Origin of the sequence: Vulcanococcus sp. DEBay_Sum29NL08_54 (assembly GCF_017859255.1) — a bacterium.
GTDB lineage: Bacteria > Cyanobacteriota > Cyanobacteriia > PCC-6307 > Cyanobiaceae > Vulcanococcus.
This window is the reverse complement of record NZ_JAFMNJ010000008.1, coordinates 39,395-61,924: the sequence shown is the minus strand read 5'-3', so window position 1 is coordinate 61,924 and position 22,530 is coordinate 39,395. Positions and strand designations below refer to the sequence as shown.

Genomic DNA, 22,530 nt, shown 5'->3' with positions numbered 1-22,530 from the left:
GCACCATGCCCTGCCTGATTGCCGCTCCTGCCAGCGGCAGCGGCAAGACCCTGGTCAGCCTCGCCCTCGCCGCCCTGGCGCGTCGCCGCGGCCTCAGCCTGCAGACCTTCAAGGTGGGGCCGGACTACCTGGACCCCCAGCTGTTGTCCCTGGCCAGTGGCCGGGCCTGCCGGAACCTCGACGCCCTGCTCTGCGGCGAAGACTGGCTACGGCAGAGCTTCCAGCGCCACGGCAGTCAAGGGGATCTCTGCCTGGTGGAGGGGGTGATGGGCCTCTTCGATGGCAAGGGTCCCTCCGCCGAGGGGAGTTCCGCCCACGTGGCTGCGCTGTTGCAGCTCCCGGTGGTCCTGGTGGTGGAGGCCAGCCGGCAGGCCGGCTCCCTCGCCGCCCTGGTGCGGGGCTTCCGGGACCATGACCCGCAGCTGAGCATCGCCGGGGTGGTGCTCAACGGGGTGGGCAGTGCCCGCCACGAAGCCCTGCTGCGGGAGGCCCTGGCCTCGATCGCCATGCCGGTGCTTGGGGCCCTGCCCCGGCACACCAGCCTGGAATTGCCCTCGAGGCACCTGGGTCTGCTGCCCGCCCATGAACTGGAGGATGTACAGACGCGACTGGAGGCCTGGGCGGAACTGGCCCAGGAGCATCTCGACCTCGAGCAGCTCTGGCCGCTGCTAAGCGCGCCGCCCCCCGCCGAACCCGCGCCACCGCCAGCCCCACCCGGGGGATGGCCTTCAGAGGCACCGATCAAGGTGGCCCTGGCCAGCGATGCCGCCTTTCACTTCCGCTACCCCGAAGCAATCGAGCTGCTGGAGCAGAACGGATTAACCGTCGAGGCCTGGTCGCCGTTAGCGGATGAACCCCTCCCTTCGGATTGCCGTGGCGTGATCCTGCCGGGGGGCTATCCGGAACTGCATGCAGGCAGCTTGAGTGCGAGCCAACGCAGCCTCAGCGCCCTACGGCAGGCGCGGGCCATGGGGCTCCCGATCTACGCCGAATGCGGTGGGTTGCTGCTGCTCGGGCGCGGCCTGGAGGACCAACAGGGCGTCCTGCATCCCATGGCGGATCTGCTGCCCTTTCAGGCGCGGCGCGGGAGCTTGAGCCTGGGCTATCGCCAAGCCTCCCCGCTGGGCGATGGACTGGTGCTGCGCCAAGGCGAGACGCTCTGGGGGCACGAGTTTCACCGCTGGCAGCTCGACGCTGAGAATGTCGAGGAATCAAGCCTTTGGCAGCTGGAGGGCTGGGGAAGTCCGGCCCGCCGAGAAGGCTGGGGCGATGGCCAGCTCCATGCCAGCTGGCTACACCTGCATTGGGGGGGCTGCCCGGCGATCCCGCAGCGCTTTGCCGCCGCCGCCCGCCAGGTCTCACCACTGGTCCCTGATTAACCATGGCCGCCTTGCACCTTTGGCTGTTGCGCCACGGCGCCACCGAATGGGCACTGAATGGACGCCACACCGGCAACACCGATCTCCCCCTGCTGCCCCAAGGCGAAGCGGAAGCGCGGGGACTCGCGCCGGTTCTGGCCCAGCACCGCTTTACCGCCGTCTTAAGCAGCCCCCTGCAACGGGCCAGACGCACCTGTGAACTGGCCGGCCTGGGCGAGCAGGCCCAGATCGAACCCGATCTCAAGGAATGGGACTACGGCGACTACGAGGGGCTGACCACCGCCGTGATTCGCGAGAGCGTCCCGGACTGGACCGTCTTCAGCCACCCCTGCCCAGGGGGAGAGAGCAGCGATCAGGTGCAGCAGCGCTGTGAGCGGGTGATTGCCCGTGCCAGCGCATACGCCAGCGGTGCACCAGGGGAGCGCTGTGACGTGGCGCTCTTTGCCCATGGCCACATCCTGCGCAGCCTCGCGGGGTGCTGGCTGGGGCAGGGCCCCGCCGGCGGCGCCCGACTGGTGCTGGGTACCGGCAGCTTCTGCGTTCTGGGCTACGAGCGTCAGACCCGCGCCCTGATCCACTGGAATGCCCCAGCCCAACCGGCCTAAAGCCGGCCGTGGCCGAAAGCCAAAACCCATGCCACCTTGAAGACACCAGGCCTTCGCAGGGGGGGGTGGATGACGCGGGATGACAGCCCACAACGCCAGTCAGGGACACCGGGCTGGCTGATTGCCGACACACGGCCAATCAGCCGAGGAAACCGCAGCGCCAAAGTGCGGCAATGGGTGCGCCAGGAGCAGCGCCACAACAGCCAAAGCGCGCTTCGGATTGAGCGCTGGCAGCTGCAGATCCGAGGCCATGTGCAAGGCGTCGGCTTCCGTGAAAGTTGCAGCCGCATGGCCAAAGACCTCGACCTCAGCGGCTGGGTGAGGAATTGCCCGGACGGCTCCGTGGAAGTGCAGGCCGAGGGCCAGCCCCATCATCTGACCCAATTGCGCCTCTGGTGTGAACGGGGTCCCAGGGAGGCGGAGGTGCTGAGCGTGAACCAAAGCCAGCTCCCGCCCCTCAAGGAAGACTGGTTCGAAATTCGCCGTTAGATGACCAATGGCACCCTCTGGGCCGAGTTGCTGGCCTACGGCAGTGGGATCGCCCTGAGCCCGCTGCATATCGGCCTGCTGCTGCTGCTCCTGCTCGGGCCAAACCCGCTGCGGCGCGGCGGGCTGCTCGTGCTCGGCTGGATGCTCACCGTCACCGCCATGGTGGTGCTGCTGCTGACCGTGGGCCATGGCCTCCTGCTCACGATGGAGAAAGGCACCAGCCATCGCACAGGCTTGGATTTGCTCGCGGCCGGTGCCTTGCTGGCCCTGGGGCTCAAAGAATTACTGGATCGCAAAGAAGACGGTGCCGAGGCCCCCGGCTGGACCCGTCAGCTCGATCGCTTCTGCGCCATGCCCCTGCCGTTGCTGCTGGGGGTGAGTTCAGCCCTGGAGGTCATCAGCCCCGACGATCTCTTCCTCTTCGCCAAAGCCGCCTCAGCCCTGCTGTCCTCTGGGCTGAGCCAACTGCAAGAGACGCTCTACACCGGCGGCTTCGCCCTGGCCTGCAGCACGGCGCTCCTGCTGCCCTTCCTCGCGGTGCTCATCGGCCGCGACCAGGTGTTGCCCCTGCTCGAGCGCGGTAAAACCCTGCTGTTCAACAAGGGGGATCTGCTGGTGGGGGGGCTGAGCTTGGTCTTGGCGGGCTACCTCGGCTGGCAGGGCATCGAAGGCTTGCAGCTCAGCTAGCACCCTTGAGCCAGCGGCTCCAGCGATCACGCTCCTGGGTGGCCCCGGCACTGGCCAGACGCTGATCGGCACTGAGCCAAACCGCCTGCGAGGCCCGGCTGACCGCCACATAGACCAACTGGCGCCGCAGGGTGTCATCACTGGGCCAGAAGACGTCACCGGCGATGAAGACCTCGCCAAAGGTGCTGCCCTGGCTGCGGTGCACCGTCAGCACCGCAGCGGGACCCAGGGAGGCGAAGGCATCGCGCACCAGGAAATAACGCCGCCAGAGACTGCGGCCCTGCTGCTTGCCGGCTTCCCGGGCCTGGAGGCGCAGGGAGCGCATGACCCCATCGAGGGCTTGGCGTCCGGCACTGCCCACCGGCGGGAGGAGACGCAGGGTGAGCCGGGTCTCGCCAGCCTCCACCTCGGCATTGAGGGTGTCGATCACGGCCGGCGTCAGGCCGTCGCCGCTGCCCACCCCAAAGTCCGCCAGGTCACAGCGCTCGGGGGTGACATCCCGCACCACCAATTCACGGTTGGAGCCGAGCAGCATGTCGGGCTCCTCCGCGGCCTCCTCCCCGGCCCGGCACGCCGGGGCCATCACCGCCGAGCGGGTCATCAAGACCTCCCCCGGCAGGACGGGGAGCTGGTCGGCCATCTCGCCATGGATGGCGCGGCGGGCCAGCGGAACCAACTGCTCCAGGGCCCGGTTCGTGTAGCAAAGAATCCTGGCGTGATCGGGGTTGTCGAGCTCCGCCCCGCGCTTCAGGGCCGCCTGGGCCGCCTCCAGCCACTGGGAGCGGGGCAAGACCGCCACCTGCCCCTGGGGGTCACGAACCAGCCCCAAGGCGGGGGGCTGACGGCAGGGAAGATCACCACTGCGCAGACCGGTGGCGAGCTGCAAGACCGGACCTTGATGGCGCACCACCTCGGTCAAGCTGGCGTTGACGCAGCGGCCCATCGAGAACACCGGGCTCTGCGGCTCCCCCACGGGCGGCAACTGGGCCGGATCGCCGACAAAGACCAAGCGGGTCTTGAAGGGGTGGGCGCAGCGCAGGGCAATCTCCAGGAGGGCGCTGTCGACCATCGAGGCCTCGTCGATCAGCACCAAGGAGAGGTTCTCGAGGGAGCCAGCGGTCTGCTCGGTTTCTTCGCACCGTTCCAGATCCCCCTGGCGCTTGAGCTTCAGCCGCAGCAAACGGTGGATGGTGCTCGGGTACCAGGTGGGCTGAAGACCAGCCCAGGACAGCTGCTGCCGCAGAACGCCCACCGCCTTGTGGGTGGGGGCCACCACGGTCCAACACCAATCCCTCTGCTCCACCAGGGCCAGCAGGTGGCAGGAGAGGAAGGTCTTCCCGGTGCCAGCAAAACCACTGAGGACAAACGGAGTGCCGTCGTAGGGGGCCTTGAGCCACTGCTCAAACGCCTCGGTCGCCGCCGTTTGGCCGCTGGTCAGCCCCCCCTCAGCCAATCGCCATCCAGCCCCAGTGCTGGGCCAGGGTCAAGGGAGAGCCCACCAGCACCAGCCCCGGTAGGGAAACCAGGGGGCCCATCAGGCTGCCGACCAGCACCTCCAAGGGGGTGTGGCCGAGCTTCTCCTTGAGCGGCGCCTGCTCCTCCCCCCCATCACTCAGGGCATTCACGCGGGCTGCCGTGAGCCCGGCGGAATAGCGGACGTGGGAGGCGTCATAGAGGACCACGAAGCACATGGTCGCCGCCAGGGCAAACAGGCCGGAATCAAACCCCTGCTGCCAGCCCAGAGCGGCGGCGGTCCCGGTCAGCAAGGCCGAATGGCTCGAGGGCATGCCACCGGTCTCGACGAGCACCTTTGGGTTCCAGCGGCGGTGCACCACCAGCTCAATCACCAGCTTGGAGAACTGGGCCGTGCCACAGGCGGCGAGCCCCCACCACAGGGCCCCGTTGTCCAAAAGAGCGTTCATCGATCGCGGCTGGTGATGTAGTCCGCCAGGGCCAGCAGCGGAGCCGCCGAGCCATTGCTGTTAAACGGCTCCAGCGCTTGCTTGGCTTCCGCCACCAGGGCATCAGCCCGCTGGCGGGACTCCTCAAGACCAAGGAGCTTGGGATAGGTGGTCTTATCGGCCGTCAGGTCCTTGCCGGCGGTCTTGCCCAGCACTTCGCTGCTGGCGGTGACATCAAGGATGTCGTCAATGATCTGGAAGGCCAGACCGATCCCGCGGGCATAGGTGGTCAGGGCCGCCAGCAGGGCCTCGGAGGCGCCGGCAATCAGGGCGCCGGTCAGCACGCAGGAGCGCAGCAGCGCTCCGGTTTTGTGGAGATGGATGTACTCGAGGGTCTCGAGGTCAACGTCCTTGCCTTCGCACTCCAGGTCCACCACCTGACCGCCCACCAGGCCGGGGGCACCGGAGGCCAAAGACAGCTCGCCCACCACCTTGATCAACTGCTCGGCAGGCACCCCAGGGCTGCGCAGCGCCACCATCTCAAAGGCGCGGGTCAGCAGGGCATCCCCAGCAAGGATCGCGTTGGCTTCGCCGTAGACCTTGTGGTTCGTCGGCATCCCCCGGCGCAGGTCGTCGTTGTCCATGGCCGGCAGGTCGTCATGGATCAGCGACATGGTGTGGATCATTTCCAGAGCCACAGCCGTCGGCATCGCCAAGGCCGCATCACCGCCGGCCAACTCGCAGGCCGCCAAGCAAAGGATGGGACGCAGGCGCTTGCCCCCCGCCAGGAGTGAGTAGCGCATGGCCTCCCGCAGGCTCTCGGGGCGCTCCGGCCCCAGGGAGCCATCGAGGGCCTGCTCCACCTGCTGCCGGGATGACTCCAGGTAGGCAGCGAAATCAAAGTGGCCCGGCTCCCCCGTGGAGGTGCTGTCAGTCGTCGTCACCGCCGCGCTCATGGGAGATCTGGGCCCAGGGCCATCGCTCGGGCGGATTCTCTCAGGCCGCGCCCCGCTATGGGAGCAAATCCGCCAAGGGCTGATCCAAACCGCAGCGTTGACACCAACTGGCAACGGTGTTGACCAGCAGGAGGGTCACGGTCATCGGACCGACGCCGCCCGGGACGGGGGTGATGGCGCTGGCGATCGGCTCGACCTCGTCAAAACGCACATCACCACACAACTTGGCCTTCGCGCCCGGCTCGCTGGGCAAGCGGTGAATCCCCACATCAACGACCACAGCGCCTGGCTTGACGTGCTCGGCGCCAATCATCCGGGGACGTCCAGCGGCCACCACCAGCACATCGGCCTGACGGGTGAGTTCCGCCAGGTCCTTGGTGCGGGAATGGCCAATGCTCACCGTGGCGTTGGCCGCCTGCAGCATCAGGGCCATGGGCTGCCCCACCAGGATGCTGCGGCCGACCACCACGGCCCGCTTGCCCGAGAGCTCAACGCCACCCGCCGCAAGCAGGGCCATGACGCCGGCGGGGGTGCAGCTGCGGGGGCCGGGCTCCCCCTTCAGCAGGCGGCCGAGGTTGAGGGTGTGCAATCCATCGGCATCTTTTTCGGGATCGATCGCCGCCAGGAGGGGACCTTCGTCCAGTCCGTCCGGCAGCGGCAGCTGCAGCAGGATTCCATCGACCGCAGGGTCGGCATTGAGGCGTTGGATCGTGCTCAAGACCTCCGCCGCCGGGGTCTCGGCGGGCAAATGGGCGCCCAGGTTGGTGATGCCAATGCGACTGCAGGCCTTCTCTTTATTGGCGACATACACACCGCTGGCCGGGTCATCCCCCACCCGCAGCACCGCCAGGCCCGGGGGCCGGCCGGCCTGGGCGAGACGTTCGGCCACGACGCGCTCGAGGCGCTCTTCCAACGCAGCTGCCAATTGACGGCCGTCGAGACGCTGAGCCATGGCGAGGGGCAGGCAATCTCCTCTCAGCATGCAACGGCAGGGCTAGCGTGGGGACCTGTCATGCCCTCGCCGTGACTCGCCTGAGCACCGTGCCCCAGCTCTGGCGAAGGCTCCAGCGTCTCTGGAGGCAGTTGTTGCGGCTGGAGATGCCGCGTCAGGTGCTGACGCCCTGGAAGCGCGGCGCGAGCGCAGGCGTCGTCCTGATGGCCCTGGTGGTGGCCCTGGTCTCCAGCTGGCCCTGGTTGGTGGAGCCGAGCCTGCGGCCGGGCATCCCTGCACCCTTCACCGCGAAAGCGCCGAAGGCCGCCACGGTGGTGGACTCCGATGCCCTGGAGCAGCGCCGCTCCCAACTGGGCCTTCGGACCTATGTCCAGGTGGTGGATGAGCGCCAAAGCCAAGACCTGGAGGCGCGGCTGGAGCGCCAACTCGAAGCCGTCAACCGTCTTGCTGCGAGCGATCAAGAGCAGGTCGCTCCAATCGACATCAACCCACAGGAGCGGGCTTGGCTGAGGCGCTCCAGTCGCCGGCAGCTCCTGCGCTGGGAGCAGGAACTGCGTCAGGCCCAATCGCGGATGTTGCGCCAAGGGGTGGTCGGCAACGTCGCCCGGCAACAGCTGGTGAAAGCGGCCCGCCATCAATTGGAGGGAATGCAGGAGCCGGAGCTGGGCCTCGGCGCACGCCTGATCGCCAATTCCCTGCAGGGGCGCACCAACCTCCGCATCGACCCGGCCCTCAGCCAGCGGATGTTGGAGGACCTGCTCACCCAGCAGGGGATCCCCACCATTCAAGTCAGGAAGGGTGAACTGATCGCCCGGCAGGGAGAACCGATCAGTCAGCAGGCCTATGCGGTCCTCGACTACTTCGGCCTGGTGAACCGGCGCCCCCTGATTGGCGCCTGGTTGCAGCACTTCGCGGAAGCCCTGGCCGCCTCCAGCGTGATGGTGCTGCTGATCCGCAACCGCCGGGTCAGCCTGGAGCCCCGTCAGGCGCTCCTCGCCCTGGGCCTGCTGGCGCTCGTCCAAGGCCTGAAGCTCTGGCTGGGTGCAGCCGCCAGCCCCCTGGCACTGCTCGTTCCGCCGACGCTCCTGCTCGCCCAGGGACTGGGAACCACCGCCGGACTGGCCTGGCTGGCGATGGCCAGCCTGCTCTGGCCGCTTCCCCTCTCTCCCTTTTTTGACCAGCGGATTTTGATCGCGGCGGCCGTGGCCGCCATCACCGCCGTTCTGGCGGATCGCCAACGCAACCGCGCCCAGCTGCTGCAGCTGGCCCTGCTGGTGCCACTGGGTGCGCTCCTGGCTGAATGGTTGCTGCTGCAGCTGGAGCTCTTCCGCGGTGTTCGGGAGGGGGGCCTCCCGATCGGATCGGACCTCACCGGAGAAGCGCTGGTGCTGGGCGGGCTGCTGCTGGGGGTCCTGCTGATCGGCCCGATGGTCGAGAGCTTCTTTGACCTCCTGACCCGCAGCCGCTTGATGGAATTGGCGGATCTGGAGCGGCCACTGCTGCGGCGTCTCTCCTGCGAAGCCCCGGGCACCTTCGAGCACACCTTGATGATCTGCGGCCTAGCCGAAGAGGGGGCCCGCTCCATCGGCGCCGACATCGACTTGACCCGCACGGGGGCGCTGTATCACGACGTGGGCAAACTCCATGGCCCCCAGTGGTTCATCGAAAACCAAGAGGGGGGCGACAACCCCCACGACCAACTCGATGACCCCCAACTGAGTGCGGGGATCCTCCAGGCCCACGTGGATGAGGGCCTCAAGTTGGCGAAGCGCTACCGGCTGCCCAAACCCCTGGCGGACTTCATTCCTGAGCACCAGGGCACGTTGAAGATGGGCTACTTCCTCCATGAAGCCCGCCGGCGTGATCCCCAGATCCGCGAGGAGGATTACCGCTACCGCGGTCCAACACCCAGGAGCCGGGAGACGGCGGTGTTGATGCTGGCCGATGGCTGCGAGGCGGCCCTGCGCTCGCTCCCCCCCGACACCAGCGAAACCCAGGCCCGCGATGTGGTGCGCAGCATCGTCGAGGCCCGCTGGCGCGATGGCCAACTCACAGACAGCGGCCTGACCCCTGCAGAGTTGGAGCTGTTGGTCCGCGCCTTCGTTCGGGTGTGGCGGCGGATGCGCCATCGCCGCATTCCCTATCCAATCCCCGCCCGCAAGAGTTTCAGCGCCTGATGTCCTCCAACCGCTGGCAGAACGCCTGGTTCCCCGTGGCGTTCCTGCGCGACCTGGACCGCGACCGCCCCACCCCCTTCACCCTGGTGGGGCAAGACCTGGTGCTTTGGTTCGACCGCCAAGCCGATGAGTGGAGGGCGTTTGCGGATGTCTGCCCCCACCGGCTGGTGCCCCTTTCGGACGGCCGTCTCAACGCCGCCGGAGAACTGGAGTGTCCCTATCACGGCTGGAGTTTTGACGGGTCGGGGCGCTGCACACTGCAGCCCCAGGCGGAACCGGGCAGCAGCATCAGTGGCCGCAGCCACTGCCGCAGCTACGCCACGGCCTGCGCCCAGGGGTTGTTGTTCGTCTTCAGCGGGCCAAGCGAGCAGGCAAGGGAGCAGCCCCTACCGCTGGTCCCGGTTCTCGATGAGGCCGGCTGGGTGGTGCAGGACACCTTCCGGGATCTGCCGATGGATGCCCTGACCCTGCTGGAGAACGTGCTCGACGCCAGCCACGTTCCCTTCACCCACCACGCCACCGTTGGCCGCCGAGAGAACGCGGCCCCCGTCGCACTGGCCCTAACGGGGTTCGATCGCGACGGCTTTACGGGACTGTGGGAGGAGGGCCCCAGACGCGGAAAGCTCGGGAGTCAACACACCCGATTCCTGGCCCCGGGGCTGATGTGGCACGACCTCACCGCCAAAGGGTTCGCCCGCATCCTCACGGTCGTCTATGCCGTCCCCACCCGTCCTGGGGAATGCCGATTGATCGCCCGCTTTCCCTTTCAATTCAGCTCCCCCTGGCCGGGACGCCTGCTGCGGCTGCGCCCCCAATGGCTCCAGCACATCGGCAACCACACGGTGCTGGAAGACGACCAGCTCTTCCTGCACTGGCAGGAGCGGGTCATCGAACAGCGGGGCGGCCGCCATGACGCCCTGCGCCAGTACCACCTCCCCACCCAGGCGGATCTCTACGTCAGAGCACTGCACGACTGGGTCAATCGCTACGGCGGCGAGCCATTCCCAGGCCAACCGCTACCGCAGCGGCAAAACCGCCAGGCCTTGATGGAGCGGTTTGAGGCCCACACCCGCCATTGCCGCAGCTGCGCCGGCGCCGATCGGCGGCTGAAGCGCCTGCAGCCGCTCTGCTGGATTCTGGTGGCCCTTGCAGGACTGGGCGCGGCCTGGAGTGGTCCGGGCTGGGCAGGCGGCATCGCCCTCGCCTTCGGCGTTGCCCTGGCCTTAGCGGCCTGGCGCATTCGGCGCTGGCGCCAGCTGCTGCGCTTTGGCAGCGGGCTGCCCCCCCGCAACCACTAGGGCAAGACAAACGGAACGGGAGAGTCGAAGTGCATCCAGCGGCCATCGCTTGGATGACTGAACTCCAGGCCGCAGGCATGCAAGTGCAAGCGCGCCGCAGAACGCTCGCCGTAGAGGGGATCACCCAAGATCGGATGCCCCAGCGCCTGCAGATGCACACGCAGCTGATGGGAGCGTCCCGTCAGGGGCTGCAACGCCAAGCGACTGCAGCTGGAGTGCTGAGACGACAGGCGCCAGTGGGTTCGGCAGGGTTTACCGGCGGGGTCGACGCCATAGAGCGGAGGCCTGTGTTGTCGCTTGGCGATCGGATGATCAATCCAGCCCTCCTCGCCATCGGGCACGCCGGAGACATCGGCGACGTAGCGCTTCTCAACCCGCCGCTCGGCAAAGGCCTGGCTCAAGGCGCGGTGGACCAGCGCTGAACGGGCGACGACGATCAAACCGGAGGTGTCCCGGTCGAGGCGATGCACCAAACGGGCTTCGGGCCACTCGGACTGGACGGCCGTGATCAAGGAATCCGACAGCTCGGGGCCTAGGCCGGGTTGGGACAACAGGCCGCTGGGTTTCTCGAGCACCAGCAAGGCCGGATCCTCGTAGACCAACCAAAGCGGATCAAACAACGCAGGCAAGAACGCTCGACCCTGGCCACACTGGCCCTAGTAGTAGCCGGGCCATGGCACTCGATCAGTTCAAACGGGCGCTCTCCGCCCTGCTCGAGCAGGCCCCCGAGGATCCCCTCGAGCGCGATGAATACTTCGAGCTGAACACCCTCCCCAGCTACGGCGGCAGCGGCTTTGAAGTCGTGATCTGCGATGAAGAGCACGAGATCTTCGCCGTGATCTACACCGATCGCCTGTTCGACGAGGGGGAAGAGGGCCAGGAGGCGGTTGAAGCACTCGTGCCCCCATTCCTTGAGGCCGCCTACGGCCTGACGCCCGAGGAGTGGCAAAGCACCGAACCGTTTGATCTCGGCTGGCGGAGCCGCGAATACCTCTGGTTCATGGAATTCAGCGTGCCCGGGCTCAAACCCACCTGCAGCTACTGAGGCTCAAGCGCTCCACTGGAGCAGCTGCAGCTCACTGGCGCGCCGGCTGATCAAGACCAACTGATCACCATCGACCGCCACAGGAAGCCCCGTCACCCGGCGCAGTTGTTGGCGATCCACCAAGGCCACACCACAGGTCTCCACCAGCAGCGCGGGCATCAACCCAGGCCCACCCCGCATGCCCAAGAGATCCAAGGCCTGACGGACGGCACGGGCCGAGGTGTCGGCTCCCAGCCGCTCCACCAGCTGAGGCCAAAGATGGTTCACCGGCTCAAAGCCAGAGAGATCGACGTCAAACACCTGCATCGATTCACTGTCTGCCGCCGGCTGGACCGCGGTCAAGCCCGGTTCAGTTGGACGTAGTGCGGGGCATAGAGAAACACCCGCTCCCCCAGACGCACCTGTTGGGCATCCAAGGCCACCGCTGCACCCGCCAGAAAATCGACGGCCCGCTGCAGCTGGTCTTCGGCCAAGGCGCTGAAGTTCACCACAACCGTGGCCTGATCACGCAGGGCCGTAATCGCCTCTTGAACCGCATCAAAGCTGGGCGGATGGATCACGATCACCTCCGGCCCCCAGCCGGGAGCGTCCTGCTCCGATGGCGGAAGAAATGGATCCATCAGCCGCTCGGCTCTTCAGAGGATTCAGGTTCCTCCTGGGGGCGGAAACGCTCGAGCATTTCGGCCGTGGGATGAATCGTCTCCAGAGCATCCTCGTTGTCCAGGAAGGCCTCAAAGGAGCGGAAGCGACAGATTGTGGGCTCGATCTCAGGGTCACTGCAGACCTCCTGCCAGCTCAGATGCTTCGGTCTGAGCTCCTGGAAATGGACCAAGGCCTCCTCCAGATCACCCGCGTCACCGCAGTTTTCCCCCTTCCAGAGCAACTCAAAAAAGGTCACGGCCCGTTGCGCTCGGTTGCCCTGAGCCTACGAAGAACCAAGCACAAAAAAAGCTGGACCACAGATGCGGTCCAGCCAGGAATCGAAGCCTTGTAGAGAGGGATCAGTCCTCTTCCGCCTCAGCGCCGGCGGGGATCAGCTTGATCTGCTTACGGCCGAGTTTGATCTCAAACTCATCGCCGGGCTCCAGACCCAGCAGCGCGGTGTAGGCCTTACCCACCAGCAGGTTGCCGTTGCCCTGAACCGTGGCCACATAGCTGAGCTTGCGGCCGCCCTTGCCGGTGCCACCACCGCCGCCGCCAATGCTGAGACCTTTGGCCTCCAGCAGAGCCTCATAGAAGGCAGTGAAGTTCAGACGCTCTGAACCATCTTTTTTGTTGCTGACATACCCGCAGGAGCGAACAAGATCAGACTTGCTGACATCACCCAACTCTTTGACCTTGGCGAGAAGATCAGATCCGGTCAGCATTGAATAGAAATTCGGTTGCGGGAAAGATAGCGGGCCAAGCCACACTCACCAAGGGGGATGGTGTGCATGAAGAGACATTGCACACTCAAGCAACATCAAACGACATCCCTAGCGTCAAACCAGACACAGGCGTTCACCATGTTCGTTGGCGAAGTTTTCCTCGAGAGTGTCTCGACCGGCGTCATCACAGCTGAAGAAATCGCCTGGATCACGGCAAAGCAAAGCCAGTTCGACCGTCAAGAAGAGGCGATGGCCCTCAAGCTGGGGCGCCTGCTCGATGAGGGCGTGATTCAAATCGGCTGCCGCATGCTCGGCGACCACGCCCGCTCGGCCTAGATCAATTCCGGATGACGGGGGTCCCCCTTAAACGGACCCTCAACGGCTGAGGTGATCCAACCGCCGTAGAAGCCACCCGGCTGGGGAATCACCAGCTCCTGATCAATCCAACAGCCATCCATCAGCGCGGGATAGAGCGCGATCCACCCTGCGATCGGCGCAAACGGGGCTGTGGGTTGGGTATAGGTCCAGGCCGCCTTGGGCAAGCAGCGATCGCCCACAACGATGTCGAAGTAGCTCGCGACCCCCTTCCACTCACAAAAGCTGCGTCCGCCAGCGGGCACCAAGGCACCGGCGGTAAACGCCTCCGCCGGCAGGTAGTAAGTGGGCGGATGGAAAGTTTCCAAGACGCGAAAACTCTGCTGGGTCTCCGCCAACAGTGCTCCGAGGGCCCGCACCTGAATGTGCTGTGCGGAAGCCTGCAGGGCAGGAGGCCTGGGGTAATCACAAACCCGTTCTGGAGTGGGTGCCATCAAGCTTCAGCCTCAACCAGGAATGAAGTTGCGTAATTTCCGAGCCTCTTCTCCGGCGCGGTGCTGGAGCTCGGCATCGCTGAGCTGCTCGTCCTCGCGCACCATGGCCGCAATCACGTCGGCCTCCTCGACCTGGAACTGACACTCCGCAGCCCAGCCCAGAAGTTCCGTCAGATCCATCGGCGTCTTCAGCCGTTCAGCCATCTGCGGCTGCGAGCGGGCATACGCAAGAAAGGCATCCAACTGCTGCAGCGACACGACCCTTTTTCGAAAGCACCGGTCTAACGGAACCCAGCCCTCGTCAAAGGACCGATCGCGCATCAAACTTGCCCCAGACGCGTGCATCGGCATGTCCACCCCCCTCCCCCAATGGATGCGCCTGCTCGGTGCGGGGCTCACGGGGCTGCTGGCCGTGCTGTTTGTCGTGGTGCTGCAACAGACCCGTGAACAGGGTCAACGGCTGCAGCAACTGCAGGACAAGGTGCAGACCATCGAAAACGCCAACGACCTGGAGCGCACCAACGCCCTGGAAGAGCAACTGCGCTCGACGGTGGAGCGGCTGCAGGCCCTGGAGGGCATCGAGCAAAAAGTCCAGAGCCTCAGCAGCCAAGTCCAGACCCTGCGGGATCTGCAGCGGTCCCGCTCCTCACTCTTCCCCTATGAGTCAGGCGGGCCTTCGCGCCCCCTGCCTGCGCTTCCGCAGCTGCCTTAATGGCGGCCGCTCAACGCTTCGATCAGATCCAGACACCGGTCATCCCCGTGATGGCCCAGTTGATCGCGGCCACCCCAGGAACCCTCTCCCTCGGACAAGGCGTGGCCCCCTGGGCGCCACCGGAGGAGGTGCTCCAGGCCATGGCGGCGGCACTGCGCAACGATCCCGACCTGCATCGCTATGGACCGGTGGCCGGGGATCCAGAGCTTCGCGCCGAGCTACGGCACTGGCTTGAGCAGCAACACCAGATCGACTGCAGCGCCAGCGAGATCCTGATCACAGCCGGCAGCAACATGGCCTTTCAGGCGGTGGTGCAGGCGCTGTGCGATCCAGGGGATGAGGTCATCCTCCCGGTCCCCTACTACTTCAACCACGAGATGGCGGTCCGCATCGCCGGAGGACATCCGAGGGCGGTTGAGGCGGGGGTCATCCCTGATCCCGCTCTGCTGGAGGAGGCCATCACGGAGCGAACTCGGGCGATCGTGACCGTCTCACCCAACAACCCCAGCGGCGCGATCGTTCCGCGGCCGGTTCTTGCGGCTATCAATCAGCTCTGCGCCCGCCGCGGCCTGATCCACATCAGCGATGAGGCCTACGCCCTGTTCCATTACGGAGCGGAGCGCCCCTGGAGCCCCGGTGCCGCAGCCGGCAGCGGCGGGCACACCATCACCCTGGGATCCCTCTCCAAAAGCCATGGCATGGCGGGCTACCGCATCGGCTGGGCCGTGGTGCCGCCGGAGCTGATGTCAGCCCTGACCAAGGTGCAGGACACCTCCTTGATCGGGCCGCCCAAGCTGAACCAATGGGCCGCCCGGGCCGCCTTAGCCGTGGGACCCCAGTGGTGCCGGGAGAAGATCCAGACCCTTGCGGAGCGGCGGGAGCAGGTCCTCGCTGCCCTTGGGCCAGGGGCCTCCAAGCGCCCCTGGCGTCTGTTGAACCAACCGGAAGGTGCCTTTTACGCCCTGCTTGAACTGGACAGCAGCCTGAGCGCAGACCAGGTGATGAAGCGCCTCATCGTTGACCATCAAGTAGCCCTGGCCAGCGGCAGCAGCTTTGGGCTGAAGGGTGCCTGCCTGCGGCTGAGTTACGGGATGCTCAGCGGAGACGACCTCGCCGAAGCCCTAAGGCGACTCGAGCGCGGGCTCTTGGCCTTGAGCTAATCAGCCCTTCACCGCATCGCCGGTGGCGCTGGGGAGGATGAAGCGCTGGAGCCCAATGAACAACACCAGCACCGGCACGATCGAGACGACCGCACCGGCGGCCACCAGGCGCCAATCGAGGGAAAAACTGCTGGCCAGTTGTTGCAGCCCCAGGGGCAGGGTGTAGAGGTTCCGGTCATCCAGGATCACCAGCGGCCAGAGGAAATCACTCCAGGTGCCGATAAAGACAAACATCGCCAGGGTGATCAAATCCGCCTTGGCCGCAGGGATCATCACGTTCCACCACTCACCCAGGCGACTGCAGCCATCAATCCGAGCCGCCTCCTCCAGTTCCACTGGCACGCCAGCGAAGCTTTGCCGCAGCAGAAAAATGCCAAAGGCCGTTGCCGCCTGGGGAATGATCAGGGCCCAGAGGGTGTTGCGTAGACCCAGCTGCACCATCAGTAGGTAGAGCGGGATCATCACCACCTGAAAAGGAATCAGGATCGTCGCCACCACCAAAGCCAGCACCAGGCCTCGCCCGGCAAAGCGCATCCGCGCCAAGGGGTAGGCGGCCAGGGAGCAGAACAGCAGGTTGGCGAACACCGCGCAGCCGCTGACGATGGTGCTGTTGAGGATGTAGCCCCACATGGGGTTGTCCTCGAACAAGCGCAGGTAGGCCTCCAGGCTCGGTTGGCTGGGGAAGAGCGCCGGGGGGCTGGTGAAGATGTCTTCGGCCGGCCCCTTTAAGGACGTGCTGACCAGCCAGAGCAGGGGCACGAGCATCGCCACCGCAATCAGCAGCAGCGCAATCAACTGGAGGCCGCGGAGCAACACAGACCGCCGGCGGCCGCTGATGGGCTCAGCCATCAGAGGCGAGGGCGATCGGCAGGGGCCATCTCACCCACCGGCAAGGGTGCTTTCTGGGGGTGCAGGGGTGAGTGTTGACTGCCCGCCACCAAGCGATTGAGGGCATTCACAAAGGCCTGGGCAGAGGCCACGACGATGTCGGTGTCGGCGGCATGGCCCGAGTAGAGCACCCCATCCGCCCGCAGGCGAATCGTGACTTCACCCATGGCGTCAATGCCTTCGGTGACCGACTTCACCGAGAACTCCACAAGCTCATTGGGCACCTGGGCCAGCTGGTTGAGGGCCTGGCAGACGGCATCCACCGGGCCGGTGCCAATGGCGGCTTCGGTCAGCTCTGCACCCTCGCTATTCAGCAGGGTGACCGTGGCCGTCGGTTGCAGGCTGGTGCCCGTGCTGACCTGCACCAACTTCAGGCTGTAGGTCGCCTGGTCCTGCTGCTGCACCTGTTCGCTGACGATGGCCTCGAGATCGCGGTCGGAGATCTCCCGCTTGCGGTCGGCCAACTCCTTGAAGCGGGCAAAGGCATCGTCGAGGTCCTCGCGCTCGAGGTTGTAACCGAGCTCCTCCAGGCGGGCGCGGAACGCACTGCGGCCGCTGAGCTTGCCCAAGGAGATGCGGTTATCGGCCAGACCGATGGTGCGGGCGTCGATGATTTCGTAGGTCAGGCGGTTCTTCAGAACGCCGTCCTGGTGGATGCCGCTTTCGTGGGCGAAGGCATTGGCGCCGACGATGGCCTTGTTGGGCTGTACCGCCATGCCGGTGAGGTTGCTCACCAAGCGGGAGGTCTTGTAGATCTCCTCGGTGCGGATGCCGGTGAGGGGTTCGCTGCTGCTGACGTCGCGGCCCAGGAAAGGGTTGAAGTAGCTGCGGCGCACATGCATCGCCATCACCAACTCCTCCAGGGAGGCGTTGCCGGCCCGCTCACCAATGCCGTTGATCGTGCACTCCAGCTGGCGGGCACCGTTTTTCACGGCCTCGAGGAAGTTGGCCACGGCCAAACCGAGGTCGTTGTGGCCGTGCACCGAGATCACCGCTTGATCGATGTTGGGCACATGGCGGTTGATCCCATCGATCAGCGCACCGAACTCCGAAGGCGTCGTGTAGCCAACGGTGTCGGGGATGTTGATCGTCGTGGCTCCAGCGGCAATCGCAGCTTCGATCACCTGATACATGAACTCCGGATCGGAGCGGCCAGCGTCCTCGCAGGAGAACTCGACGTCATCCACCAGGGAGCGGGCGTAGGCCACCATCTCGCCGGCGATGCTCAGGACCTCCGCGCGACTTTTGCGGAGCTTGTGCTCCAGATGGATGTCGCTGGTGGCAATAAAGGTATGGATGCGGCGATGGGCCGCCGGAGCGACTGCATCCGCGCAGGCCTTGATGTCGCCCTTGGCGGCCCGCGCCAAGCCACAGATCACCGGACCCTCGGCGGTGCCGACCGTTTGGGCGATGCGTTGCACCGCATTGAAGTCACCAGGGCTGGCGAAAGGGAAGCCCGCCTCGATGATGTCGACGCCAAGCCGGGAGAGCTGCTGAGCGATCGCCAGCTTCTCCTCCAGGTTGAGGCTGGCCCCAGGGGACTGCTCACCATCACGCAGGGTGGTGTCGAAGATCAATACCCGGCCGGGATCGCGGGCCATGGCGGCTACAAGTCGGAATGGTTATGAGTTAGGTCCACTCTAGTCGGGTGGGCCTGGATGCGGCTCAGCCGCTTCAGTGACCGTCGGTCTTCTCGAGCTGCGGCTTCAGGCTGGAGAGATCCACAAACCGATCCGCCGCATTGCGCAGTTCCCGCGGAACCATGCCTTCGGTGCTCATCAAGACCACCTTCAGCCCCCGGATCCGCAGAACCTCCAGCAGACGCTCCAGATCACGGCTCCCGCTCATCACCCAGACCTCATCGATGCGATGGGCCACGGCCATCAGATCAATGGCGATCTCCACGTCCAAATTGGCGCGGGCGAACTGCCGTTGATCGGAGTCATGCCCCACTTCCCTCAGGGGCTTGGTACGAACCGTGAAGCCCAGGCTGGTGAGGGCATCACGGAAGGGACGCTGATCGGTCGCGTCCTTCAGGCCCGTGTACCAAAACGCTGAGCCGAGCTCGACGCCGGATTGCGCCGTGGCGTACTCCAGCAGCCGACGGGGATCGAAAAACCAGCCGAGTTTTTGCTGCACGTAAAACATGCTGTGGCCATCGACCGCCAGAGCCAGCTGCATCCGCACCCCTTCACTCCGTCGAGCCTAGAAGTTGCACCTAAAGTCGCCTCACTCTGAGCAGGGGCGTTGGCCGCAGGACCCGCTGACGCTGGCGATCTAGCGCTTGTTCTCCACGCGCACCTGCCGTACGTGCACTCCAGCGCACCGGGATCCCTGGAGGAGGACTGGTATTTCCAGGCCCTTCTGGAGTGCTACCTGCCTCTGCTGGACACCCTCGAGGCCGCCGCCGCTGACCCCAGCCAGCGACCGCGGCTGACCATGGGGCTCTCGCCCACGCTGCTCTCCCTACTGAGCAACAAGGTCCTCAGTCAGCGCTTTATCCCCTGGCTGGAGGTCCGCCAAGAGCTCTTGCGCCAGGCACCCCAGGACCATGCGGCAGCCGCGGCCGGCCTCGGGCTGCAACTCCAGCGGGCCAAGCAGGCCTGGCGCCAGGCGAAGGGTGATGTGCTGCCGCGCTTTCAGGCGCTGCAACAGCAAGGGGTCCTCGACCTGCTGACCTGCGGTGCCACCCACGGCTATCTGCCACTGCTGCGGGATTGCCCCGAAGCCGTGCGGGCGCAGCTGCTGACGGCCGTGCGGGAGCACGAACGCCTGCTGGGGGTGCGGCCCCTGGGGATCTGGCTTCCGGAATGCGCCTACTACGAGGGGCTTGATCGGCTGCTGGTCAGCTGCGGGCTGCGCTACGCGATCCTCGATGCCCACGGCCTGCTGCATGGACAGCCGCGGCCCCGCTATGGGGTCTATGCACCGATCTGCAGTCCCGGCGGGATGGCCTTTTTCGGCCGGGATAGCGAATCGACCCTGCCCGTCTGGAGTGCCCGGGAGGGCTACCCCGGCGATCCCAGCTACCGCGAATTCCACCGCGATCTGGGCTGGGATCTCCCCGAGCAAGAGCTCCAGCAACACGGCATCACCAGCCCGCGCCCCCTTGGGCTCAAGCTCCATCGCGTCACCGGGAGGCAGTGCAGCCTCGAGGCCAAGCAGGCCTACGACCCGGCGCAGGCCGCCGCCACCGTGCAGCGCGATGCCCAACACTTCCTGGCGGGCCGGGCGCAGCAACTGCAGGACCTCAGCGGCTCGATGGAACGTCGACCGCTCCTGGTCGCCCCCTTTGATGCGGAGCTCTTTGGCCATTGGTGGTTTGAAGGTCCCCAGTTCCTGGCGGAGCTGTTCCAGCAGGCGCCGCGTCAGGGGGTGGGTCTGGCCACCCTGCGGGAGACCCTGAGCCGAGGCGATGCGCTTCAGCTCTGCCAACCGTCCCCGTCCAGCTGGGGGCAGGGGGGCTACCACACCTATTGGCTCAACGAGAGCAATGCCTGGGTGATCCCCGAGTGGAACCGGGCCTCGCGGGCGATGGTGGATCGGGTCAGCCGCGGAGTCGGCAGCGAGCAGGCCAGGGACTGGCTGCAGCAGGCGGGCCGCGAATTGTTGCTGGCCCAAAGCTCAGATTGGAGCTTCATCCTGCGGGCCGGCACCACCACCGAACTGGCCAAGGAGCGGATTGAGCGCCATCTCCAACGCTTCTGGTGCCTGATCGAAGCGATCAACACCAACACCCCTCCACCGGAGGGGTGGCTTGAAGCCGTGCAACGGGAAGACGGCCTCTTTCCCCTGATCAACGCCGCCGACTGGGCCAGGCTGCCGGCCCCATGAGCGATCCCCGTCCGTCCCTGCTGGAGCCCCAGGCCCAGCGTGAGCTGCTCACGGCGGCACTGCCCGCCGAGCTGGCCTTTGAGCGGAGCTTGGCGGCCCAGGCCGCCGCCGAGCCGGAGCACGACCGGCTGCGGGTGCTGCAGCTGAATCTCGGCAAGCTCTGCAACATGCAGTGCTCCCACTGCCATGTGGATGCTGGCCCCCATCAAGGCCACACCCAGATGGGCGATGCGGTGGTCGACGCCTGCATCGCCGCCATCGAGCGACTCCGGCCTGCGGTGCTTGACCTCACCGGTGGAGCACCGGAACTGCACCCGCGCTTTCGCGATTTGATTCGTGCGGCACGCCAACGGGGCTGCCACGTGATCGACCGCTGCAATCTCACGGTGCTGCTCCTGCCAGCCCTCTCGGATCTGGTGGGTTTCCTGGCGGAGCACCAGGTGGAGATCGTGGCCAGCCTGCCCCAGCCGGAGGAGACCAGCACCGATGCGCAACGGGGCGATGGCACCTGGGAGGCCTCGATTGAAGCCCTGAGACGTCTCAATGCCAACGGCTACGGCCAGGGGCAAAGCGAGCGTCAGTTGACCTTGATGAGCAATCCCTGCGGCACCCAACTGCAACAGCTCACCGCCTGCGACGAGCTGCGCTGGAAACGGGAGTTACAGGAGAAAGCCGGAGTCCAATTCGATCGTCTGATCGGCCTGAACAACATGCCGATCGCCCGCTTCCTGCAGCAACTGCAGGCCGATGGTCACGTCAACTGTTATTTGAAGCTGCTGCAGGGCGCCTTCAATCCCGGTGCCCTCGCCGGTCTGATGTGCCGCGACACGCTTTCGGTGGCCGCCGATGGCTCGATCTACGACTGCGACTTCAACCAGATGCTGGACCTACCGCTGAGCGGAGGAGCCGACATTCGCTCCATCGATCTCGAGCAGTGGAAGGCGCAGCCGATCCGTTGGGGCAACCACTGCTTTGGCTGCACCGCAGGCCAAGGGAGCTCCTGCGCAGGCGCTACGGCTTAAGCAGACGCAGCATCAAGGGCAACTCACGCCCCTGCTGCTGCATCAAGCCCCAACGGACAGTCCAGGGGGCGACGGCGAACAGCCGCAGCATTGCGCCAATCAGGGCGGGAAGGGTGAGGGTATTGGTCAAGAAGCCGTACCACTGCTGTTTGGGCAGGGCGAAGAACGTGGCAAAAAACTGCCGGAGCTGGTCTTCGGGGTAACGCATCAGCTTCTCCAGGCCAAAGCGATAGAGGGCGTGCTTGCGCTGCAACTCGAGCGGCCACAGCGCCTGCCAGGCCTCACGCGCGAGGGACGGCGCAGAACGGTTGCCATCGGCGAGGCCAACGGCGATGGCCTCTGCCAGCAGCGGTGCCCGCCGCAGCAAGGAGCCCACCATGTAGCCAGAGGCGGGATGGACCAAGGTGGCGGCGCCACCGAAGGCCAGCAACTGCTGCTCCAAATCCGGCAGGGGCATGTTCATCGGGAAGAGGCAGAACTCCTCCTCCTCCATGGCGAGCAGCTCAACACCGCGATGGGCCAACCGCTTCAGCAGACGCTCCTTGAGAACTGCATAGGGAACAGCCGGGGCCAGGGCCAAGGAGGTTTCCTCCACGAAAAAGCGCCCCTCGCCGAAGTCCATCGCATACAAAAACGTTGGAGCTCCGCAGCGACGCTCCGCCTCACTGAGGTGATCGCAGCGGTAATCCATCAGGACAAATTGGCCGGGCTCCACCGGGGGCTTGGAGAAGCGCCCCACAATTCCGTAGGCCGCCTGCCCCGCCACCGGACCTTCATCCGGGCGCTTGAGGAACGGGCTGTGATGACCGCTGCAATCAATCACCAGGCGCGCTTCGAGGCGCTCCCCTTGATCCGTCGTCACCACCGAACCCTGGCTGTGGTGCTCAATCCCGGTGACTGCAGCGCAGGTCCAGGGCACACCAGCGGCTTGGCAGGGGGTCAGCCAGTGGCGCTGCAGCGCAGCCTTGTCGAAGAGGCCGTAGTCGATGCCATGGGCAAAGGCCTCGGTCCCGAGCGCTGCACCGAAGTAACTCGTGGTGTGGCTCCAGCGGTGTCCCAACAGATGGGCCATGCCCAGGGCATCCACCTCCGGTCCCCAGATGCCATAGGTGTTCTGCCATGGCGCCTCGGGGGAGGTAGGAGCCACACCCGCCACCTTGACGCCCCGTTCCACCAGCGCGGCGGCGATGCAGAGGGCCGCAGGGCCAGCGCCGATGACGAGGACGTCAACACCCATGAATCAGGCCAT

27 protein-coding genes are annotated in these 22,530 nt (G+C 65.9%); 12 read left to right on the top strand and 15 right to left on the bottom strand.

The window, feature by feature from the left end:
* The first annotated feature begins 5 nt into the window (after positions 1 to 5).
* The 4 genes from QZ186_RS04695 (at position 6) to QZ186_RS04680 (ending at position 3,160) form a co-directional block, all read left to right on the top strand.
* The gene (locus tag QZ186_RS04695; RefSeq protein WP_296416027.1) at positions 6 to 1,379 is read left to right on the top strand and encodes a cobyrinate a,c-diamide synthase; all 1,374 of its coding nucleotides are present in this window, start codon (positions 6 to 8) and stop codon (positions 1,377 to 1,379) included.
* 2 nt (positions 1,380 to 1,381) lie between these two features.
* Positions 1,382 to 1,984 (top strand): histidine phosphatase family protein, encoded by a 603-nt coding sequence (locus QZ186_RS04690; RefSeq protein ID WP_296416026.1) that lies wholly within the window; start codon positions 1,382 to 1,384, stop codon positions 1,982 to 1,984.
* Between the two features lie 69 nt (positions 1,985 to 2,053).
* Positions 2,054 to 2,473, top strand: a complete 420-nt coding sequence (locus QZ186_RS04685; RefSeq protein ID WP_367268114.1) for an acylphosphatase — start codon at positions 2,054 to 2,056, stop codon at positions 2,471 to 2,473.
* Entirely contained in the window at positions 2,474 to 3,160 is a 687-nt protein-coding gene (locus tag QZ186_RS04680; protein WP_010317893.1) for a GAP family protein, read from the top strand.
* Here QZ186_RS04680 and QZ186_RS04675 read toward each other — a convergent pair.
* Genes QZ186_RS04675 through folD form a run of 4 tightly spaced genes read right to left on the bottom strand, consistent with a single transcriptional unit; the run spans position 3,153 to position 6,969 of the window.
* The gene (locus QZ186_RS04675; protein ID WP_296416025.1) at positions 3,153 to 4,613 is read right to left on the bottom strand and encodes an ATP-dependent RecD-like DNA helicase; all 1,461 of its coding nucleotides are present in this window, start codon (positions 4,611 to 4,613) and stop codon (positions 3,153 to 3,155) included. The two genes, QZ186_RS04680 and QZ186_RS04675, sit on opposite strands and share 8 nt — an antisense overlap.
* Positions 4,606 to 5,082 carry a divergent PAP2 family protein gene (locus QZ186_RS04670; protein ID WP_296416024.1) on the bottom strand — a complete coding sequence of 159 codons (477 nt, stop codon included), beginning with the start codon at positions 5,080 to 5,082 and terminating at the stop codon, positions 4,606 to 4,608. The genes QZ186_RS04675 and QZ186_RS04670 overlap by 8 nt, the downstream gene beginning before the upstream one ends.
* Positions 5,079 to 6,017, bottom strand: a complete 939-nt coding sequence (gene crtE / locus QZ186_RS04665; RefSeq protein WP_010317896.1) for a geranylgeranyl diphosphate synthase CrtE — start codon at positions 6,015 to 6,017, stop codon at positions 5,079 to 5,081. The genes QZ186_RS04670 and crtE overlap by 4 nt, the downstream gene beginning before the upstream one ends.
* A 55-nt stretch (positions 6,018 to 6,072) precedes the next feature.
* Positions 6,073 to 6,969 carry a bifunctional methylenetetrahydrofolate dehydrogenase/methenyltetrahydrofolate cyclohydrolase FolD gene (folD, locus tag QZ186_RS04660; protein WP_296416023.1) on the bottom strand — a complete coding sequence of 299 codons (897 nt, stop codon included), beginning with the start codon at positions 6,967 to 6,969 and terminating at the stop codon, positions 6,073 to 6,075.
* Positions 6,970 to 7,115: 146 nt separating this feature from the next.
* Between folD and QZ186_RS04655 the strand changes: the two genes are divergently transcribed.
* Positions 7,116 to 9,146: an HDIG domain-containing metalloprotein gene (locus QZ186_RS04655; protein ID WP_050778501.1), complete on the top strand. Its 2,031-nt coding sequence runs from the start codon at positions 7,116 to 7,118 to the stop codon at positions 9,144 to 9,146.
* Positions 9,146 to 10,444, top strand: coding sequence for a Rieske 2Fe-2S domain-containing protein (locus tag QZ186_RS04650; protein WP_296416021.1), 1,299 nt, complete (start codon positions 9,146 to 9,148; stop codon positions 10,442 to 10,444). Before QZ186_RS04655 ends, QZ186_RS04650 begins: the two co-directional genes overlap by 1 nt.
* Here the strand turns inward: QZ186_RS04650 and QZ186_RS04645 are convergent.
* On the bottom strand, positions 10,441 to 11,073 hold the full coding sequence (locus QZ186_RS04645) for an RluA family pseudouridine synthase (RefSeq protein WP_363155303.1): 633 nt from the start codon (positions 11,071 to 11,073) through the stop codon (positions 10,441 to 10,443). The genes QZ186_RS04650 and QZ186_RS04645 overlap by 4 nt on opposite strands.
* Positions 11,074 to 11,117: 44 nt before the next feature.
* Here QZ186_RS04645 and QZ186_RS04640 point away from each other — a divergent pair, with 44 nt between their 5' ends.
* Positions 11,118 to 11,489: a hypothetical protein gene (locus QZ186_RS04640; RefSeq protein ID WP_010317901.1), complete on the top strand. Its 372-nt coding sequence runs from the start codon at positions 11,118 to 11,120 to the stop codon at positions 11,487 to 11,489.
* 3 nt (positions 11,490 to 11,492) lie between these two features.
* Here the strand turns inward: QZ186_RS04640 and QZ186_RS04635 are convergent, their stop codons facing one another.
* From QZ186_RS04635 to QZ186_RS04620, 4 genes are all read right to left on the bottom strand, one after another.
* On the bottom strand, positions 11,493 to 11,795 hold the full coding sequence (locus QZ186_RS04635) for a hypothetical protein (protein ID WP_296416020.1): 303 nt from the start codon (positions 11,793 to 11,795) through the stop codon (positions 11,493 to 11,495).
* Between the two features lie 32 nt (positions 11,796 to 11,827).
* Entirely contained in the window at positions 11,828 to 12,109 is a 282-nt protein-coding gene (locus QZ186_RS04630; RefSeq protein ID WP_296416019.1) for a cell division protein SepF, read from the bottom strand.
* Positions 12,109 to 12,387, bottom strand: a complete 279-nt coding sequence (locus QZ186_RS04625; RefSeq protein WP_296416018.1) for a hypothetical protein — start codon at positions 12,385 to 12,387, stop codon at positions 12,109 to 12,111. Before QZ186_RS04625 ends, QZ186_RS04630 begins: the two co-directional genes overlap by 1 nt.
* A gap of 103 nt (positions 12,388 to 12,490) precedes the next feature.
* Positions 12,491 to 12,856 carry an AbrB family transcriptional regulator gene (locus tag QZ186_RS04620; protein ID WP_247479146.1) on the bottom strand — a complete coding sequence of 122 codons (366 nt, stop codon included), beginning with the start codon at positions 12,854 to 12,856 and terminating at the stop codon, positions 12,491 to 12,493.
* Positions 12,857 to 12,994: 138 nt separating this feature from the next.
* On the opposite strand from QZ186_RS04620, the gene QZ186_RS04615 reads away from it, so the two are divergent.
* Complete coding sequence (locus QZ186_RS04615) at positions 12,995 to 13,192, top strand: hypothetical protein (protein ID WP_296416017.1); 198 nt, start codon at positions 12,995 to 12,997, stop codon at positions 13,190 to 13,192.
* Here QZ186_RS04615 and QZ186_RS04610 read toward each other — a convergent pair.
* A complete protein-coding gene (locus QZ186_RS04610) occupies positions 13,189 to 13,665 on the bottom strand; it encodes a DUF427 domain-containing protein (RefSeq protein WP_296416016.1) in 477 nt (158 codons plus the stop codon). The genes QZ186_RS04615 and QZ186_RS04610 overlap by 4 nt on opposite strands.
* A 12-nt stretch (positions 13,666 to 13,677) precedes the next feature.
* Complete coding sequence (locus QZ186_RS04605; protein WP_296416015.1) at positions 13,678 to 13,986, bottom strand: Nif11-like leader peptide family RiPP precursor; 309 nt, start codon at positions 13,984 to 13,986, stop codon at positions 13,678 to 13,680.
* Between the two features lie 28 nt (positions 13,987 to 14,014).
* Between QZ186_RS04605 and QZ186_RS04600 the strand changes: the two genes are divergently transcribed.
* Together QZ186_RS04600 and QZ186_RS04595 are read left to right on the top strand one after the other, a co-directional pair.
* Positions 14,015 to 14,377: a hypothetical protein gene (locus QZ186_RS04600; RefSeq protein WP_010317909.1), complete on the top strand. Its 363-nt coding sequence runs from the start codon at positions 14,015 to 14,017 to the stop codon at positions 14,375 to 14,377.
* Complete coding sequence (locus QZ186_RS04595; RefSeq protein ID WP_296416013.1) at positions 14,377 to 15,537, top strand: aminotransferase class I/II-fold pyridoxal phosphate-dependent enzyme; 1,161 nt, start codon at positions 14,377 to 14,379, stop codon at positions 15,535 to 15,537. Before QZ186_RS04600 ends, QZ186_RS04595 begins: the two co-directional genes overlap by 1 nt.
* Here the strand turns inward: QZ186_RS04595 and QZ186_RS04590 are convergent, their stop codons facing one another.
* The 3 genes from QZ186_RS04590 to QZ186_RS04580 all read right to left on the bottom strand — a co-directional run bounded on the left by QZ186_RS04590 (position 15,538) and on the right by QZ186_RS04580 (position 18,606).
* The gene (locus QZ186_RS04590; protein ID WP_010317911.1) at positions 15,538 to 16,386 is read right to left on the bottom strand and encodes a carbohydrate ABC transporter permease; all 849 of its coding nucleotides are present in this window, start codon (positions 16,384 to 16,386) and stop codon (positions 15,538 to 15,540) included. It abuts the gene before it with no gap.
* Complete coding sequence (locus QZ186_RS04585; RefSeq protein ID WP_296416012.1) at positions 16,386 to 18,026, bottom strand: 2-isopropylmalate synthase; 1,641 nt, start codon at positions 18,024 to 18,026, stop codon at positions 16,386 to 16,388. The genes QZ186_RS04590 and QZ186_RS04585 overlap by 1 nt, the downstream gene beginning before the upstream one ends.
* Positions 18,027 to 18,099: 73 nt before the next feature.
* Positions 18,100 to 18,606: an NYN domain-containing protein gene (locus QZ186_RS04580; protein WP_010317913.1), complete on the bottom strand. Its 507-nt coding sequence runs from the start codon at positions 18,604 to 18,606 to the stop codon at positions 18,100 to 18,102.
* Between the two features lie 66 nt (positions 18,607 to 18,672).
* Here QZ186_RS04580 and QZ186_RS04575 point away from each other — a divergent pair, with 66 nt between their 5' ends.
* Entirely contained in the window at positions 18,673 to 20,259 is a 1,587-nt protein-coding gene (locus QZ186_RS04575) for a 1,4-alpha-glucan branching protein domain-containing protein (protein WP_296416011.1), read from the top strand.
* On the top strand, positions 20,256 to 21,281 hold the full coding sequence (gene arsS, locus QZ186_RS04570; protein ID WP_296416010.1) for an arsenosugar biosynthesis radical SAM (seleno)protein ArsS: 1,026 nt from the start codon (positions 20,256 to 20,258) through the stop codon (positions 21,279 to 21,281). The genes QZ186_RS04575 and arsS overlap by 4 nt, the downstream gene beginning before the upstream one ends.
* Here the strand turns inward: arsS and crtL are convergent.
* Entirely contained in the window at positions 21,271 to 22,518 is a 1,248-nt protein-coding gene (gene crtL / locus QZ186_RS04565) for a lycopene beta cyclase (RefSeq protein ID WP_296416009.1), read from the bottom strand. The genes arsS and crtL overlap by 11 nt on opposite strands.
* Between the last annotated feature and the right edge of the window lie 12 nt (positions 22,519 to 22,530).

Excerpts from the sequence above, each read along its gene's own strand:
- QZ186_RS04695 (WP_296416027.1), top strand. The coding sequence starts at position 6 with ATGCCCTGCCTGATTGCCGCTCCTGCCAGCGGCAGCGGCAAGACCCTG.
- QZ186_RS04690 (WP_296416026.1), top strand. The coding sequence starts at position 1,382 with ATGGCCGCCTTGCACCTTTGGCTGTTGCGCCACGGCGCCACCGAATGG.
- QZ186_RS04685 (WP_367268114.1), top strand. The coding sequence starts at position 2,054 with ATGACGCGGGATGACAGCCCACAACGCCAGTCAGGGACACCGGGCTGG.
- QZ186_RS04680 (WP_010317893.1), top strand. The coding sequence starts at position 2,474 with ATGACCAATGGCACCCTCTGGGCCGAGTTGCTGGCCTACGGCAGTGGG.
- QZ186_RS04670 (WP_296416024.1), bottom strand. The coding sequence starts at position 5,082 with ATGAACGCTCTTTTGGACAACGGGGCCCTGTGGTGGGGGCTCGCCGCC.
- crtE (WP_010317896.1), bottom strand. The coding sequence starts at position 6,017 with ATGAGCGCGGCGGTGACGACGACTGACAGCACCTCCACGGGGGAGCCG.
- folD (WP_296416023.1), bottom strand. The coding sequence starts at position 6,969 with ATGGCTCAGCGTCTCGACGGCCGTCAATTGGCAGCTGCGTTGGAAGAG.
- QZ186_RS04655 (WP_050778501.1), top strand. The coding sequence starts at position 7,116 with ATGCCGCGTCAGGTGCTGACGCCCTGGAAGCGCGGCGCGAGCGCAGGC.
- QZ186_RS04650 (WP_296416021.1), top strand. The coding sequence starts at position 9,146 with ATGTCCTCCAACCGCTGGCAGAACGCCTGGTTCCCCGTGGCGTTCCTG.
- QZ186_RS04640 (WP_010317901.1), top strand. The coding sequence starts at position 11,118 with ATGGCACTCGATCAGTTCAAACGGGCGCTCTCCGCCCTGCTCGAGCAG.
- QZ186_RS04635 (WP_296416020.1), bottom strand. The coding sequence starts at position 11,795 with ATGCAGGTGTTTGACGTCGATCTCTCTGGCTTTGAGCCGGTGAACCAT.
- QZ186_RS04630 (WP_296416019.1), bottom strand. The coding sequence starts at position 12,109 with ATGGATCCATTTCTTCCGCCATCGGAGCAGGACGCTCCCGGCTGGGGG.
- QZ186_RS04620 (WP_247479146.1), bottom strand. The coding sequence starts at position 12,856 with ATGCTGACCGGATCTGATCTTCTCGCCAAGGTCAAAGAGTTGGGTGAT.
- QZ186_RS04615 (WP_296416017.1), top strand. The coding sequence starts at position 12,995 with ATGTTCGTTGGCGAAGTTTTCCTCGAGAGTGTCTCGACCGGCGTCATC.
- QZ186_RS04610 (WP_296416016.1), bottom strand. The coding sequence starts at position 13,665 with ATGGCACCCACTCCAGAACGGGTTTGTGATTACCCCAGGCCTCCTGCC.
- QZ186_RS04605 (WP_296416015.1), bottom strand. The coding sequence starts at position 13,986 with ATGCGCGATCGGTCCTTTGACGAGGGCTGGGTTCCGTTAGACCGGTGC.
- QZ186_RS04600 (WP_010317909.1), top strand. The coding sequence starts at position 14,015 with ATGTCCACCCCCCTCCCCCAATGGATGCGCCTGCTCGGTGCGGGGCTC.
- QZ186_RS04595 (WP_296416013.1), top strand. The coding sequence starts at position 14,377 with ATGGCGGCCGCTCAACGCTTCGATCAGATCCAGACACCGGTCATCCCC.
- QZ186_RS04590 (WP_010317911.1), bottom strand. The coding sequence starts at position 16,386 with ATGGCTGAGCCCATCAGCGGCCGCCGGCGGTCTGTGTTGCTCCGCGGC.
- QZ186_RS04585 (WP_296416012.1), bottom strand. The coding sequence starts at position 18,026 with ATGGCCCGCGATCCCGGCCGGGTATTGATCTTCGACACCACCCTGCGT.
- QZ186_RS04580 (WP_010317913.1), bottom strand. The coding sequence starts at position 18,606 with ATGCAGCTGGCTCTGGCGGTCGATGGCCACAGCATGTTTTACGTGCAG.
- arsS (WP_296416010.1), top strand. The coding sequence starts at position 20,256 with ATGAGCGATCCCCGTCCGTCCCTGCTGGAGCCCCAGGCCCAGCGTGAG.
- crtL (WP_296416009.1), bottom strand. The coding sequence starts at position 22,518 with ATGGGTGTTGACGTCCTCGTCATCGGCGCTGGCCCTGCGGCCCTCTGC.